Source organism: Borreliella japonica (assembly GCF_900099615.1).
In the GTDB taxonomy this organism is placed as follows: Bacteria; Spirochaetota; Spirochaetia; order Borreliales; family Borreliaceae; genus Borreliella; species Borreliella japonica.
The window spans coordinates 1-14,224 of sequence record NZ_FMTE01000010.1 but is presented as its reverse complement, the minus strand read 5'-3'; the positions used below and the strand labels follow the sequence as shown (position 1 = coordinate 14,224).

Genomic DNA, 14,224 nt, shown 5'->3' with positions numbered 1-14,224 from the left:
TCCCAAAGTTGGAGATTACGTTTTCTTGAAAGCAGGCAAGCTAGTAAAAGATGGCAAAGGGGCTACTCAAGTTGGAAGAATCAAAGATGTTAGCCTTGAACAAAGTAGCAAAGTGGTTTTGCTTGATGTAAACATTGGCCCAGAGTATGAAAACAGTGGCAGTAGAAAATTAGCGTAGACCCAAAAAATTATGAGATAATAGGAGGAAAATTTTGAGTAGAAGTATTTTTGAAGAAGCAAGCGGCAGTTATAGCGGAGATATATTAGAACTTGCAAGCAATGGTCTTGAACAACTTGTGCCGTACAAGGCGATCAACAAAAATGATCTAAGACAGGGATATTATATTGTGAGAAAATCGAAAGTTGACCACAATGTTACAGCAACTTTTGGGGAACATAGTAATGAAATTGGGAAAAGCACCGTTTTCTTCCAGGAAATGGCCTACAAAATGCACGTATTTGAAACAGTTCAGCGAATTTCACTAAAAGACTTAATGTACGGAACAATAACTGCAGACGAAGTAAAAGCTAATCTAGAGCTTGGTCTGATGAAAGATGCGTTTCATTCTATTGTTTTTGGTAAAAAACACATCAATATGGAAGGAATAGCGAATCTTAAGGGTAAGAGCAAAGTTACTGTTGAGACACTGGTTAACGGGTATACTTTGTACGAAAAAGCAACACTTGCAAAACGCGAGTCAGAAAAATACAAAGAAAGACTTGATGGGTTTTACCATCTTTTAGTTCCACACAATTATTCTCATCTATTACTAGAGTTGTACAGCGAACCTCAGTACGTAATAGTCAAAGAGGCGCTAAAAAGAGACCACAACATAATAACATTTGTTTTGAAGGGGCTAAAACACCCTATACTGTACGAACCAAACCCAGAAGTTATGTTTGTTCCAATGTTGACAGAAATATTCTTCAGAAAATTTGCAGCACCAGATGGTGATTACATTCACTCTTCAATGGAATCAGCGGGAGTAATTCATTTTGAACCCAGAGAAGTTGTCGAAATTGAAGTTACAAAACCTAGTGGTAGTTAAGAAAAAACTTAACAAATGGGTGAACTTGACTACCTTACTATGTGGATTAACCTTACTAAGATAGAATCTTTACGTATTGAATGCACTAAAGAAGACGGAAGCATTAATATCTCAGATGAAATCAAAGTACAACTTCTTGAGGTGTTAAGATATGCTAAGAAAATTTTAGCCCTGTACCATATGGGGGCTGCTTACAATAATTGGCTTATAATTTTGCTTGATGTTCTGTATTTAGAAGTTTTCAATATTAGGTGTAAAGGAGATCAAAAAGAGTGTAAGTTCAAGTATTTACTTTCTCAACTTGATTTCCTATTCCCGCGTATTGATTCTTGTCCTTTCCTTTACATTGGTTAATCAAAAGGAGAACAAATGGAAATTGGAGAAAAAATAAGAAAATCTATATTTGATAATGCAAAAAGTTTTGTGGGATTCAAAGTCAGAAAAAATTCGCAAGCATTAAAATCACATGTCCCCGGACGATTGTCAAATGTAACAAATATTGATTTAGAAGAAACTTCTTCTGGAGCAAATTTGAAAGTAAAAGTAAACTCACCCCTTTCTGAATTTCTAGACTCAGGACAGGCATATGAAAATAATTCACCAGCTCCAAGTCTAACAAAAATCAAGAGTTGGGCAGCATATAAGGGTATAGAATCTTCAGCAGTACCCATTTGGCTCTCTATTAAGAAGAAGAAACTAAAAAACAAATATGTAAATTGGAAAAAAAATCTAGCAGAAGAGGCTGCAAAATTAATCAAATGAAATTAATCGAAAAATTCATTATTGATCTAAAAAAAAATTTGAAAAATTACTTAGTTGAATGCAAACAAACAACGACAAAAGTATATTACAAATCTGAAATGTTTGCATGCACAACCAAAGATTTACCATCAATTGTCTTTGCGGTAAAGAGCACGGGAGAAATTGTAAATAATTGCAGAAATTATTCGATGCTTTTGTCTCCGAAATTTGTAATTTACACAGAATGCAACATGCGTCCTACTTTGGGTCTTGAGATCGCAAATATAATTGTGTCTTTTCTAATATTGAAATATTCCTTGAGGAATTTCAGCATTGACGATTCCCAAATTGAAGACGAAACTTCTGATGCACGAATGGTAACTTTGGTTGATACAACTTTGTGGATCAGGATGGATGGTAGCGATTATATTAATTGTTGTGGAGGTAAAAATGGCAGTTGAAAAATTAAGAATGCCCGTAGGCGCAGTGCTGGTCGCTGTTAATATTGACAAATTCAAGTGGAATTTCAAGGGTTCAGACATCAAAAACAATAATGAACCTTCTGGAACAGATCCTACTAATTTAGTTGTAAAAGATTTGAGCTCAAGCATTCAAAAACCTAGCAAATGGAAATCAATCAAAGAGTGCATTTTTAGAGTTAAAAAGATTGATAGTAAATCAAAACTTGCGACGGATTTGAAATTGAAAGAAGGTAGTATCATATACTACCATAAGGAATTTTCAAAAAAAATATGTGATAGTTGCGACAATAACGATGAAATTGATGTTTTACTTTTCAAGACTTACTGTCTTGGATATTCGTACACAATTAGTTCGACAAAAGCAACAGAAACTCTAAAAACAACTTGCGGCGCAATCACGGCAATTGGAAGAATTCCAGAACAAACTGTTGAGTTTAGCGGCTACTCTCTTAGAGAGACTTCTACTAACAAGGAAGAGCTTTTAGAAACTTATATAGAGAGGTCGCATTTCATAACCCTTGATGTTTCAAAAAAATCTTCTAGCAGTGAATACGAACTTGGAAATCGCAATTTACCTAAAAATTACGAGTTTACAGTACTTTTTGTAAATCAAATTGGAAATCAAGACCAAAGAACAAAATTCATGGTAGGAGAAGGGCAGATTGCAACTTACAGTCCAGGCCAAGATTTGAATAACCAAAAAATTGATCTAAAGTGCCAGCTTACACTTACGAAACCGCTAATATCATTTTCGTACGATTATATTCAAGGCGCAACATTTTTTGAAATTTAGGAGGCAAGATGATAGTCAATGTGAATGTGAGCGGTAGGGTAATGTTACCTTATATTCCAGACTACATTAGAAACAGTAAAGAAATTGTAAAAGAAGAAGATAAAGCATTCGTAATTTTACAAGATGTTAACTATGGGTTTGTGGAAAAGCTGAAAGCAAGACAAATCGAACTTTTCAAAAAATTGAATGGGGTGAATAGCAAAAACAATCCTAATGCTATGATTGAGTCAACAAGTGCTCAAATTCAATTCGTAAAAAAAATTTGGAATGAAAATGTAGTAGAATTTGTTGGACTTTACAATCAAGAAGGAGAATTAATTACTAAAGAGATGGTTGAAAAAGATGCTATTTTGTTTCAAGATATGCTTTCAAATCTTGCAATTGAGATTAACTTTTTGGCAGATACTCTAAGGGTTGAGCGTGTTTCAAAAAAGTAGAACTTGCGTTTGCTTATGTTACAAAAAAAGATCACTATGACCAAGTGCTCAAATATGCGGACCGACTCGATTCAGAATTGCTAATAGATATGAAAAAGGAACTTCATTGGATCAAACATAATGAAGACGCAATTCTACATTTACTCAATCAGGCATTACTTTCAAGAAATATTGGAAGTTTGCCTTATAGTGGCGGCCTTTTTGAGCAAAATTACTGGTTTGTGTTAATTCTTAACGAACTGAACCTTTACATCAAAAATCTTGAAAGCGAGAGCATGAGAAAATGAAACTTGACGAAATAATCATTCCATTATCAATGTCAATCAAAAACAATGAAAAGCTGGACGCAATAGCAGAAACGCTAAAAAAAATTGCAGAACAAAAATTTGCAAGTCTAGATGATTTGAAGTCAAAATTAGAAAAATCTGCTAAATCTGGATCCAATCTAGAGAAAGCGCTAAACAAAAGTTCGCAGAATGCTAGTAAAAACTTCAAATCTCTTGCAGATTCTGTTGATTCTGTAAATTCTAAAGCTGGCGGCATGAAAAGTATAGGCAAAGTTCTAAAAAGTGTTGGAAAAGGCTTAGGAAATGTAAAGAATTTGGCAAACAAAACCGGTGAAGCATTCAACCAAATGTTGGCAGCTTTTGCCCCAATTATTATAGCTGTAAAGGCTCTACAAGCAATTGGCTCTACAATAAGTGGAATTTTTGATGGTGCCATGGATGCTCTTGATGAATTCAACGAAGAAGTGTCAACGTTTTCTGACATGCTTGGAAACGAAGACCTTGGAAAATCTTTAGCAGAATCCATGAGGGCTTTTGGCGATGAAACTCTTTTTACTAGAGACGCTATTGCTAATGCTACTAAAACAATGCTTTCTTACGGTGCAACTGCAAGTGAAGTTGAAGAAAGAATTAGAATGTTTGGAGAGGCAGCTGGTGGAAGTAGCGAGGGGCTTGAGAAATTAGCAGAAGTATATTCTCGTGTAGAATCTAGTAATCAAGTAAATTTAGAAGATTTGTATGCGCTTCGTGACGCTGGTGTTGATATTGCAGACATTTTAGCAGAAGAAGCTGGTTTAGCTGGAGAGGCATTATATAAGGCGGCGAGCGATGGACAAATAGGATTCGAGGCTTTAAATAAGGCTCTTTCTAAGGCTACTAGCGAAGGTGGTAAATTTTACGGAAACACCGCTAAAGAAGCAAAAACTTTAGCCCAAGCTCAACAACAAACTGCTAAAATGAGCGAAAAGCTTTTCTTAGATATTGGGAAAGCTTTAGAGCCAATGATGATTGGATTTGAAAAAGTAAAACAATTTCTGATAAAAGGAATTTTGGAACCTTTGACAAAAGTCACCTCTGCGGTTATTTACCTGATTAACAAACTTACAGAACTTGTGGTATATGTTACTGGAAAGCTTGTGGAGGGTTTCAAGATTGCGTTCGACCCAATCATCAAATTGATCCAAAAAGTAGTAGATTTGACAGTCAAAGCCTGGGAAGGCTTTAAAAAATTTGTGGGGCTTTCCAAAAAACCCGAAAAAGAAAAAGATGAAAAAGACACTCCCAGCCCCGAACCCAAAAGAGATAAGAAAGTTGACCCAAATGCAAAAACCGATTACAACAAACAGATGGAGCAGGACTATAAGAAATTGCAAGACGAAATATTTTTTGCCCAAAGGAAAATTTACAGTAAAGTCGGCGTGGAGCGAGAAAAAGCCTTAAGGAATCTTGAAAAGACTATCAAAACCAAAAATCAAGAATTTCTAAAGACGTACTCCAAGAGTTTTGACGAGTTATCGGAGGAGAACAAGAAAATTTTAGTCGGGGTTGAAAAAGCAGTAAACGAATTCAATAACTCTAATCATGATTTTGTGAATGAGTACCAAGAGTTACTAAAAGAAAAAGAAAGTCGTGAAAGAGAAATACTACTAACCCTACCCCATGCAGATCAAGAAAGCGCGTTACAGAAACTAAATGATGAAATTAACGAAAAAAACAAAGAGTTTGTGGAAAAATATGGAAAAAGCTTCACAACTCTAAACGAATCTAACAGGAAAATTGTAGCCGCACTCGAAAAACAAGTTAATGAATATAGTAATGCTGCATTGGATCGATCTTTTGTCCAGGCTCAAAAAGCTCTACAAAAAAAAATACTAGCCTTAGAGTGGGAAACAATGCTGCTTCCAGCAAAAGAAAGAGCAAGTGCTGAGGAAAAGATGGCATCCAAAATCCAAGCAATGTACAAAAAATTCGTAGATGATCACAAATCGCAATTCGACAAGCTAAATGAAACCAACCAAAACACACTAAAACAAATGGCTGAGAAAGCTAAGGATACGGTAAAAAGCTTGTATGACAAACTCTTAGATAACATAGACAAATTAACGGGATTTTCAGGCAAAATTTTGAATAAGGAAGGGGGAGAAAAACTTGCTGAGGAGGGCCTTGATTATTTTTTAGACTATGCAATACAAGGTGCGTACGAGGTATTTAGAGATTTGAGGATACGAGTGGGAGAAGCTCTCCTTGGACCGGCCGGTAAAGCTTTGGCAGAATTAGTAAATCAATTAGAGGATTTCTTTTGGGGGCTTATAACTGGTTTCAGTAAGGCTAAAAAGAAAAAAATCGAAGAACAACGAGACAAAGATTTAGAAGAACTTGAAAAACGAAGTGAAATTGAGCTGAAGAAGCTTGAAGAGAAATTTGATGCAGAAATTGCAATGAGAAAAGAAAAATTGAGTGAATTAGATGATGAATATTCTAAAGAAATAGAATTTCTAAAACAGGCTCAAAGTAAAGGACAAATATCTGGTGAAGAATTTCAAAAAAGATTACACGATGTACAAACAGAATATAAAACAAAAAAAGATATAGAAACCACCAAGCTTACTAAGGCCGAAGAGACTAAAAAACTAGAAGTAGAACGCAAAAACAAACTTTCTAAACTAGAGCCCGAACTAATCAAAGCACAGGCTGAAGTTGACAAGGTAAATGCTGAGCCAGGATACTTTGGAACTGGATGGTACTTCTCAAAAGCTAGTGATTTAGAAAAGACGCAAAAAATTTTAGATGAAATACTAAAAAGAATTGCGGCGGTAAAATCAGCAGGATCTATTGAAGAGATAAAACTTGCTAGTGGCGGTGCACGATTTATTTCTAATAGACCGACATATATGCCAAACTCAGGCGTAATGTCTAGTGAATTTGGCCAACCCGAATTAGTAAGAATCACTCCTGCACCAATAGATGAAAATCTACGCAAACTTGAAGCTAAAATTATTGCAGAAGAAATTGCCAAATTACAAAAAAGCGAGAATAGAACAATTGTCCAAAATTTCAATTACAACTTCAATGGCGATGTACTTGATGCTGAAAAACTAGTTAGAATGCTAAAATCAAAAGAACATCTAATGGGATTTAGAATGGCAGAGTAGAAAAAAATGTAAAAAAATTTTCAAACTACTTTGTATTTTACAATTACTAGTATATAATTATTAGTGTTGATAGTTCGTAATTTATTATTGAACTTTCAACACCTTGAAAAAGACCATTAGCTTTTGCTAGTGGTCTTTTTCTTGCGCTCTAATAGTCATACAATATACCTACTACATTTTTTTACTTTTTGAGTTTCAGTAAAAAATTTCATCATTTTAGTTGAATAAGTTTACTTTTTATTATGTTTTGAGTTATTATTATTTTTAATAGAAGACTATAATAATAATAGGACTATTATTATAGTTTGTACACGAAAAAAATTGAGGTAAAAAATGAAAAATATAAAAATTAACAGCAATAAATACCAACACAAATTAATTGTTTTAATATCTACATTAAGTTATGCAAATTCAAACCTTGAACAATATACTCAAAGTGACATACTGTATTATTTTAATAGCAATATAAAAAGGAATGGTCAAAGGGAAGTTAAAATTAAAACGCTACAAAGCTATCTTTACAAACTAGAAACAGTTTTTAAGGTAACTAATAATTACTATAAACATTTGGGTGTTAACATGGGTACCGAAGTTTACTACAAACTTAAATATCCTAAAAAAGAGTGTTACCGTATAGTTAATAAACATTTTAAAGATAAAAAAAAGAATAAATATAAAAACCGTGTTAATTCCTATTTTGAAAAGAATTGCATTAAAAATAGCAATGTAGAAAAACAGGAGTGTTATTGTAATACATATAATAATAAAGAAGAAAAAAACAACAAAACTATAGAAAAATTCCAAATAAGAAAATACATAAGAAAATGCAATTTTGAATCGAATATATTTCATTCTATTTTAAATCTAAGATTAGGGAAAGAAGGAATAATTGAAGTATGTAAAATGATAAAAAAATCGATAAATTTAAATGAAAAAAACATATATAGAAGGATCTACAATATTAAGTCAACAACGGTAGGAAGGCTTAAAAATAAGCAAAAAGAATTAAGTAGAATACTAAACAAAATAAAAAATGACTTGGAAAATGAAAATTATGATAGCAAACAATTAAAAATACAAATCGAAGAAATATATAAAAAATATAAAAACAAGCCACACTTCATTATAGAAAACAATAAATACGATGACTTAGAAAAGATAGTGAAAAAACTAAAGAATAATTTTAAAAGCATAAAAATAAGTGAGAAAGAAAATAAAACAAATATTAAAAACAATGTTTTCAGTATACTCATTGAACAATTAAAAAATAAAGTAAACTTTGATATTTTAATACCGATATTAAAAAAATATTTAGATAAGCAAAATAGTTTAGAATATAGCAAGATATTTAATAATCACTACTATTATGAGATTCTGGAAATAATAGAGACCAATGAATGTTATTCGCAATCAAAAGAATTTGAAAAAAACGCTAATTAGGATTAGTTGTGAAGAATGTATTGGAACCTATCAAGATCAAAAAATCAATGATTAAAAAAAATAAAAAAACTCGCATCTTTATTAAAATAGAAGAGAATAATGATAGAAAAATATATCATACAAGGATAATGAATGATTTATATGCATTTGGTGTCAATAAAAATCAGAAAAATAAATTCTTCATGTCATTTAGAGGATTATTTAATAAAAAAAAAATTAGTGAATTTAATTTGTTTTCTTTAAAAGGAGATGATATATTTTTAGGTATTTATTATGGATACAGAAAGCCAATACAAAACATCGTAACAAAATATCAAGAAAACGATATCACAAAATCATATACATTTTCAAAGGCTTATTATATAGAATTTAGATTTAGAAAGGGGAGTGTCTTCTGCTATATTAAAGGGATATCTCGTTTAATTAAAAAAGAAAAATCAGAAACACAGTATAATCAATCTTTACTTGAATCAATAATTAAGTTAGAAAGAGAAGTATGCAAGTTTTACAATAAAAAGTTGCCAAATGGAGGGATTATAAAAAAATGGATAGAAAAAAAACAGAAATAATAACAATCGCATCAATTAAGGGTGGAGTTGGTAAAAGTGTGTTAGCAATCATTTTTAGCCATATTTTAAAAAATTTTGATAAAAAAGTTTTACTGATCGATTTAGATCCCCAAAATAGTTTAACTAGTTATTTTATTGAGAATATAAAGGGTGTTGAAGGTATTAATGTATACTACATGTTTAAAGAATATAAAAATTTTGACCTGAATAAGTATTTAAACAAAATAAATAGTAAAATGTATATTATTCCTTCTCACCCAATTTTATGTAAATTTGAACAAGAAGACGAAAGATATAAAGAACAATTATTGGAACATTGTATAAAAAAAATTTTATCTAATAATGATTTTGATTATATAATAATTGACACACCTCCTAGTTTGGGGCCCCTACTATACAATGCTTTAAATATTACAGATAAGGTTATTATACCTATTCAAATCGAAAGGTGGTCTGTTGAAGCATTCCCTATGTTAATGGATGCAATAGAAGAAGTTGATATTTTTAAAAATAAAAAAATAGATGTTTCAATAGTAGAAAATCAGTTTGTTAAAAATAGAAATACTTTTAGAGATGTAGAAGAGGTAGTGTTTAAGAATTATGGGACCCTTATTAAAGGTAAAATCCACAGCCTTAACAGTATTAAAGTTTTAATTAATGAACTAAAAGAGCCTGATGTTGAGGCAATGTATTATAAAGAGGCTCAGGAAGCTTTGGAGAAAATAATAAAAGTACGCTAAGCGTACTTTTTAAAAAGGAAAGGTAATAATGTCTAAAAAGGAGCGAAAAGAAATTATTTTAAATAACAGGAAGACTGGTGTTAATCAATTTAAAAATAGTTGTGATAAAGATGATGAAATAGAGTATGAAAGTTATAAAAATCAAATAAGAAGAATCACTATAAGTGAAGTAAACAATAAAATTGAATTAATGGAGATTTTATATAAAATAAGGACTAAAAAACTTTATCAACTTGATGGATATAAAAAATTTGAAGATTTTCTTAAAAAATTTATAATAGGAAGAACCCAAGCATTCTTATACTTAAGGCTTTACAAGAAAGTATTATCAGGCGATTTAAAAATAGAGGAAATAAAGCAATTCGGATTTGCAGAAACATATAATAGAATTAAAAAATCTAACACAGATAAAAGTATTGCAAAAGAAAATCCGGCAAAGATATTGAGATTTCAATTTGAAAATCAGGAAAGTTATGATTTTTATGGTAAAAATATCCAATTTACTAGTTACTTTTTAGATAGGGTTTTTACATATAAAAAAGATTTACTAGAGGAGTTTATGAAAGAATTTGAAAGTTCGCGAGGTTAATCACAGGGGATATTTCCCCATTTTCAGTAAAAATTTTGTCAATAAGGATTGATTTTATTTGGAATTTGGTATATTCTAATTGTTGTTGGCTTAATTATTATTCATTTAATAATTACCCGATTTTTTTAGTGTTCGATTTTCAAAGGCTTCAGGTCTTGGTTGTAAACTCTTAAAAAGAATTTACAACCAAGGTCTGAATGTGAGCCGTTCTGTTTGTAATAGAGACGCACGTTTAGCTTTAAAATCAAAATAGGCTCTTTTTTCAAGTAAAATCTTAAAATAAAGATGCTTTTTAGTTTTCATATCTTATAGTCACTGTAAGATACACAACATCTTTTTCAATTTTGTTTTGTGAAAAAAATTTGCATTTGTGAACTAAAAATTTTTTCATATCCTATGATGATTTTTTTTTTATAAAAATGTAAAATGCTATGATGAAAACTAAAAATATTGTAAAAACAAATGCTTCAACAGCATTCGCCCAAAAATTAGCAAAGGATGCTCTAGCCAAAGAAGAAGAGAAAATTCAAAAAACCCTAAGAGAGATTCTTTACGAGAGGCCTGACGACTCTATAGTATTTAGAATTGCAAAAAATATATATGACAAAGAATTCAAAGCAAAGGGCAAAGAGATTTCTAGGTCTATTTTAGCTAGCATTCTTGAAGAATCGATTATTTTTATTTTAAGAATATTTTTTATTGCATATATTGAAGATAATGATATCTTCAATAAGATATTAGAAGGAAATAAGCTATACAGATCTTCTATATCTTTTAGATATTTTTTTTATGATGAAAATACAAAAAAGAAATTAGGATATAAAAAAATAATAGAAATTTTTACCACCTTCCATGAAGGTAGTGATTCTGTAAAATTTCCTATATTCAATGGAGGATTGTTTGCAGAGGATAAGGTAAAATATTTAAATAATGAAAGTCTGCTAAGTAGTAGTGAAATTGAAGAAATACTAGTAAAAATACTCTTCTTTGAAGAAAAAAATGCAAAAGATAGAAAATTTGTAGCGTATTCAAAGTTAGATTCCAGAATTTTCGGAGAATTGTACGAAAATTTACTTGGATATGATCTAAGAATCGCAGATACTACTATTCACCGCATTATTGAAAAAGGAACTTATTGTATTCATACTGAAGATGAGCTTAAAAACAAGAAAGTAAACAAAGTCGCTACCTACTATAAAGGAAATATTTATCTTACATCTAGATCGCTTGATAGAAAAAAAAGTGGTGCATATTATACCCCAGAAGACTTGGCTGATTTTATGGCCGCGTCGGCGGTTGAAGAACAGCTTAAAACCAAATTCCCTTTAGATATAAAAATAATTGATAATTCTTGCGGTTCAGGCAATTTGTTAATTTCTTGTTTAGATTACTTAACAGAAAAAGTATGGTACAGTCTTGACAAATTTGAAGATCTAAAAAAAATTTTGGATATGGAGTATAGAAATGTTATTGACGAGGCTAAAAAATATAACATTCAAGACAGCGTAAGCCAGAAGATTGTCCTCAAAAGAATATTACTTAGAAAATGTATTTACGGAGTTGATTTTGATCAGATATCTGCACAAATCGCAATGCTAAGGTTGTGGATTGGTGTTTTTATTTTTGTGTCACCACCAAGCTTTCTTACCAACCGAATAAAAGTAGGAAATGCCCTTTTAGGGTATACCACAGATGAATTTTTTAATATTTTGAATAGCGAATTTAAAAGTAGCTGCTTGTTATTTGTAAAAAAGATTAACGAAATTGTGACTATTTTAGAAGATATCTATCAAAAAATCAAAGGTATTAACGATACTACTAAAGAAGATGTAGAAAAATCTAAAAAGATATACAAAGAATATCAGGAAAATGAAAATATAAATAATTTAAGAATAATATTTTCTTTAATTAAACTTTATTCGTTGTCTTTTGACAAATCTTTGAATATAGAATTTAGTGATATTACAACCGTAGTTAATTTGATTGGAAATATTTTAGACAGTAAAATTTCCAACGAAGATAAAGAAAAAATAGAAAAAATTAAAAAATTAAGCAGCCACTATAAATTTTTTCACTATGGGATTGAGTTTCCAGATATTCAAGAAGGATTTGATATTGTAATTGGAAATCCTCCGTGGGAAAAAACCAAGTTTGATGAATCTGAATTTTTCTCAAAACATATTCCTGGCTACAGAAAACTAAGTATAAAACAACAAAATAAAATAAAACAAGAAATACTTAGTAAAGATAATCATTCTTTGAGTATCCAGTACTATGAGGAAAAGAACAGCTTGAAGATTTTGAATAATATGTACAGGTTGGGGTTTAGAGAATTTTCTAGTGGTGGTAATCCCAATCTTTTTAGATATTTTACGGCTTTCAATTTGAAGTTGGTGAAGCCTGGAGGCAACTTAACTTATTTGACCCCTTCCGTTTTGTGGTGCGAATTCAGCTCTAAAGCACTGAGGCAGCATATATTTTCAAATTACAAACTTAATTATGTGTATCAGTTTGTAAATCAGAAAAGGTTTAGCGCCGTAAACTCCAGCTTCAAATTTGCAATATTTCAGACCAGTAATACTAAAGAACCCACAACAAAATTTAGAGTAAAATTTGTTATTCAGAGTTGCGATAATATCATGAAAGAAATAACCAGTGATCTGAAAGAGGGTAATGAAAATGCTTATAAAGGAATTGAATTGGATATAGCTCAAATCAAAAGGCTATCTCCTATTCAAGAGTCAATAATAGAATTTAGAGATATCGTTGAGCTTAAGCTTATTGATAAGATGTTTAGTCGATTTAGTGCTTTTTCAGAAGATTATATGAACTTCATAGGGGGTTTGAACACAGCAGATATGAATAATCTCAAATTTTTACTAAAAGAATTCAATAATGAAAACTGTATATTTCTATATTGTGGGGCTAATATTCACCAATTTAATTCAAGATTTTTTGAAGATAAAGCCGCAAAAGAAAGTTCTAAATTGCTGTGGATAAGTAAAGAAGACTTAGAAAAAGTATTAGCCAAGGATAACCAATATCAAACTGAAAGAGTATTCTTTAGAAAGGTTGCAAGAAACTCAAATGAAAGAACAATGATTAGCACTTTGTCCCCTAGAAATTGTTATTGTATGAATACAATAAGTGTAAACTATGAGAAAATGCCAATATCTATTTACAAAAAATTGTTTGTTATATCTGTTTTCAATTCGCTGCCATTTGATTTTTTACTCAGAAGGTTTGTTCAAGCTGTTAGTGTTTCAAAAGCATATCTGTATCAATGCCCTATGATGCAGCCTGAAGAAAAAGACATTTTAGCTAACCCGCTATACTTAACTTTAGTCAAAAACACTTCCTTGCTAATAGCTAAAAATGATCCCGAGAACTTTGAATATTTACTTTACTTAGAATATTTGAAGTTTAGTAAAGAAGAAGTTGATAAAATATTAAATCTAGATGCCGAAGATGAATTTTTTAAAGAAAAAGAAAATGAAAATAATTTCATTGTGGCCAGTCTTTACTCATTAACCAAAGAAGATTTTACGAATTTGATCAGGGACTTCAAGGTCCTAAAAAACAAAAAAGGAGAAGATTATATCTTATCTTTAATAAAAGGATATGAGAATTATTTACTAGGTGAGAAGGGTTCCAATAGGTTGATTGCATAATAGCTTAAGAGAAAGCTGTCCGTTTGGGTCATTTACAATTATGGAGGTCTAAAGAAATTCTCTTTTTTAGGAGAATTTCTTTAGACCTTAGTAGCATGCTCTCTTCTATTTAATAACTTTTTTTAAACGACAGCTGGAATCCGTTTATTCCAATATCAAAATTGGGTTCAAAACCCGCAAGGGAAATGCCGAGTTTTTTCCTAAGATCTGCGTTGTATTTATTTGCAAATGTAAATGGAATAATAAGTCCGGTTATGTGGGATACAGCAATTGT

General features: G+C 30.9%; 14 protein-coding genes. 13 read left to right on the top strand and 1 reads right to left on the bottom strand.

Features of this window, described 5'->3' with window-relative positions; genetic code table 11:
• Nucleotides 1-212 precede the first annotated feature (212 nt).
• The 13 genes from BLO14_RS05310 to BLO14_RS06100 all read left to right on the top strand — a co-directional run bounded on the left by BLO14_RS05310 (nucleotide 213) and on the right by BLO14_RS06100 (nucleotide 13,950).
• A complete protein-coding gene (locus BLO14_RS05310) occupies nucleotides 213-1,049 on the top strand; it encodes a hypothetical protein (RefSeq protein WP_091973762.1) in 837 nt (278 codons plus the stop codon).
• A 15-nt stretch (nucleotides 1,050-1,064) separates the two neighbouring features.
• A complete protein-coding gene (locus BLO14_RS05305) occupies nucleotides 1,065-1,403 on the top strand; it encodes a hypothetical protein (protein WP_091973759.1) in 339 nt (112 codons plus the stop codon).
• A gap of 15 nt (nucleotides 1,404-1,418) precedes the next feature.
• The gene (locus BLO14_RS05300; RefSeq protein WP_091973756.1) at nucleotides 1,419-1,811 is read left to right on the top strand and encodes a hypothetical protein; all 393 of its coding nucleotides are present in this window, start codon (nucleotides 1,419-1,421) and stop codon (nucleotides 1,809-1,811) included.
• On the top strand, nucleotides 1,808-2,251 hold the full coding sequence (locus tag BLO14_RS05295; protein WP_091973753.1) for a hypothetical protein: 444 nt from the start codon (nucleotides 1,808-1,810) through the stop codon (nucleotides 2,249-2,251). The genes BLO14_RS05300 and BLO14_RS05295 overlap by 4 nt, the downstream gene beginning before the upstream one ends.
• On the top strand, nucleotides 2,241-3,065 hold the full coding sequence (locus BLO14_RS05290; protein WP_091973749.1) for a hypothetical protein: 825 nt from the start codon (nucleotides 2,241-2,243) through the stop codon (nucleotides 3,063-3,065). The genes BLO14_RS05295 and BLO14_RS05290 overlap by 11 nt, the downstream gene beginning before the upstream one ends.
• Nucleotides 3,066-3,073: 8 nt before the next feature.
• Nucleotides 3,074-3,502 (top strand): hypothetical protein, encoded by a 429-nt coding sequence (locus BLO14_RS05285; RefSeq protein WP_091973747.1) that lies wholly within the window; start codon nucleotides 3,074-3,076, stop codon nucleotides 3,500-3,502.
• A gap of 44 nt (nucleotides 3,503-3,546) precedes the next feature.
• A complete protein-coding gene (locus BLO14_RS05280; RefSeq protein WP_236736409.1) occupies nucleotides 3,547-3,789 on the top strand; it encodes a hypothetical protein in 243 nt (80 codons plus the stop codon).
• Nucleotides 3,786-6,941, top strand: coding sequence for a tape measure protein (locus tag BLO14_RS05275; RefSeq protein ID WP_091973743.1), 3,156 nt, complete (start codon nucleotides 3,786-3,788; stop codon nucleotides 6,939-6,941). The genes BLO14_RS05280 and BLO14_RS05275 overlap by 4 nt, the downstream gene beginning before the upstream one ends.
• A gap of 333 nt (nucleotides 6,942-7,274) precedes the next feature.
• Nucleotides 7,275-8,381, top strand: coding sequence for a plasmid maintenance protein (locus BLO14_RS05270; RefSeq protein ID WP_091973741.1), 1,107 nt, complete (start codon nucleotides 7,275-7,277; stop codon nucleotides 8,379-8,381).
• An 8-nt stretch (nucleotides 8,382-8,389) separates the two neighbouring features.
• Complete coding sequence (locus BLO14_RS05265) at nucleotides 8,390-8,950, top strand: DUF226 domain-containing protein (RefSeq protein WP_091973739.1); 561 nt, start codon at nucleotides 8,390-8,392, stop codon at nucleotides 8,948-8,950.
• Nucleotides 8,926-9,690, top strand: a complete 765-nt coding sequence (locus BLO14_RS05260; protein ID WP_091973737.1) for a ParA family protein — start codon at nucleotides 8,926-8,928, stop codon at nucleotides 9,688-9,690. The genes BLO14_RS05265 and BLO14_RS05260 overlap by 25 nt, the downstream gene beginning before the upstream one ends.
• Nucleotides 9,691-9,718: 28 nt before the next feature.
• Nucleotides 9,719-10,279 (top strand): chromosome replication/partitioning protein, encoded by a 561-nt coding sequence (locus tag BLO14_RS05255; protein ID WP_091973736.1) that lies wholly within the window; start codon nucleotides 9,719-9,721, stop codon nucleotides 10,277-10,279.
• A gap of 431 nt (nucleotides 10,280-10,710) precedes the next feature.
• The gene (locus BLO14_RS06100; protein ID WP_200780522.1) at nucleotides 10,711-13,950 is read left to right on the top strand and encodes a class I SAM-dependent DNA methyltransferase; all 3,240 of its coding nucleotides are present in this window, start codon (nucleotides 10,711-10,713) and stop codon (nucleotides 13,948-13,950) included.
• A gap of 109 nt (nucleotides 13,951-14,059) precedes the next feature.
• Here the strand turns inward: BLO14_RS06100 and BLO14_RS05245 are convergent.
• Nucleotides 14,060-14,224, bottom strand: a 165-nt coding sequence (locus tag BLO14_RS05245; protein ID WP_143280328.1) for a P13 family porin, incomplete at its 5' end; no start/stop codon positions are given.

What these genes read in the sequence shown, in the direction of transcription:
- BLO14_RS05305 (WP_091973759.1), top strand. Translation starts at nt 1,065, where the DNA reads ATGGGTGAACTTGACTACCTTACTATGTGGATTAACCTTACTAAGATA.
- BLO14_RS05300 (WP_091973756.1), top strand. Translation starts at nt 1,419, where the DNA reads ATGGAAATTGGAGAAAAAATAAGAAAATCTATATTTGATAATGCAAAA.
- BLO14_RS05295 (WP_091973753.1), top strand. Translation starts at nt 1,808, where the DNA reads ATGAAATTAATCGAAAAATTCATTATTGATCTAAAAAAAAATTTGAAA.
- BLO14_RS05290 (WP_091973749.1), top strand. Translation starts at nt 2,241, where the DNA reads ATGGCAGTTGAAAAATTAAGAATGCCCGTAGGCGCAGTGCTGGTCGCT.
- BLO14_RS05285 (WP_091973747.1), top strand. Translation starts at nt 3,074, where the DNA reads ATGATAGTCAATGTGAATGTGAGCGGTAGGGTAATGTTACCTTATATT.
- BLO14_RS05275 (WP_091973743.1), top strand. Translation starts at nt 3,786, where the DNA reads ATGAAACTTGACGAAATAATCATTCCATTATCAATGTCAATCAAAAAC.
- BLO14_RS05270 (WP_091973741.1), top strand. Translation starts at nt 7,275, where the DNA reads ATGAAAAATATAAAAATTAACAGCAATAAATACCAACACAAATTAATT.
- BLO14_RS05260 (WP_091973737.1), top strand. Translation starts at nt 8,926, where the DNA reads ATGGATAGAAAAAAAACAGAAATAATAACAATCGCATCAATTAAGGGT.
- BLO14_RS05255 (WP_091973736.1), top strand. Translation starts at nt 9,719, where the DNA reads ATGTCTAAAAAGGAGCGAAAAGAAATTATTTTAAATAACAGGAAGACT.
- BLO14_RS06100 (WP_200780522.1), top strand. Translation starts at nt 10,711, where the DNA reads ATGATGAAAACTAAAAATATTGTAAAAACAAATGCTTCAACAGCATTC.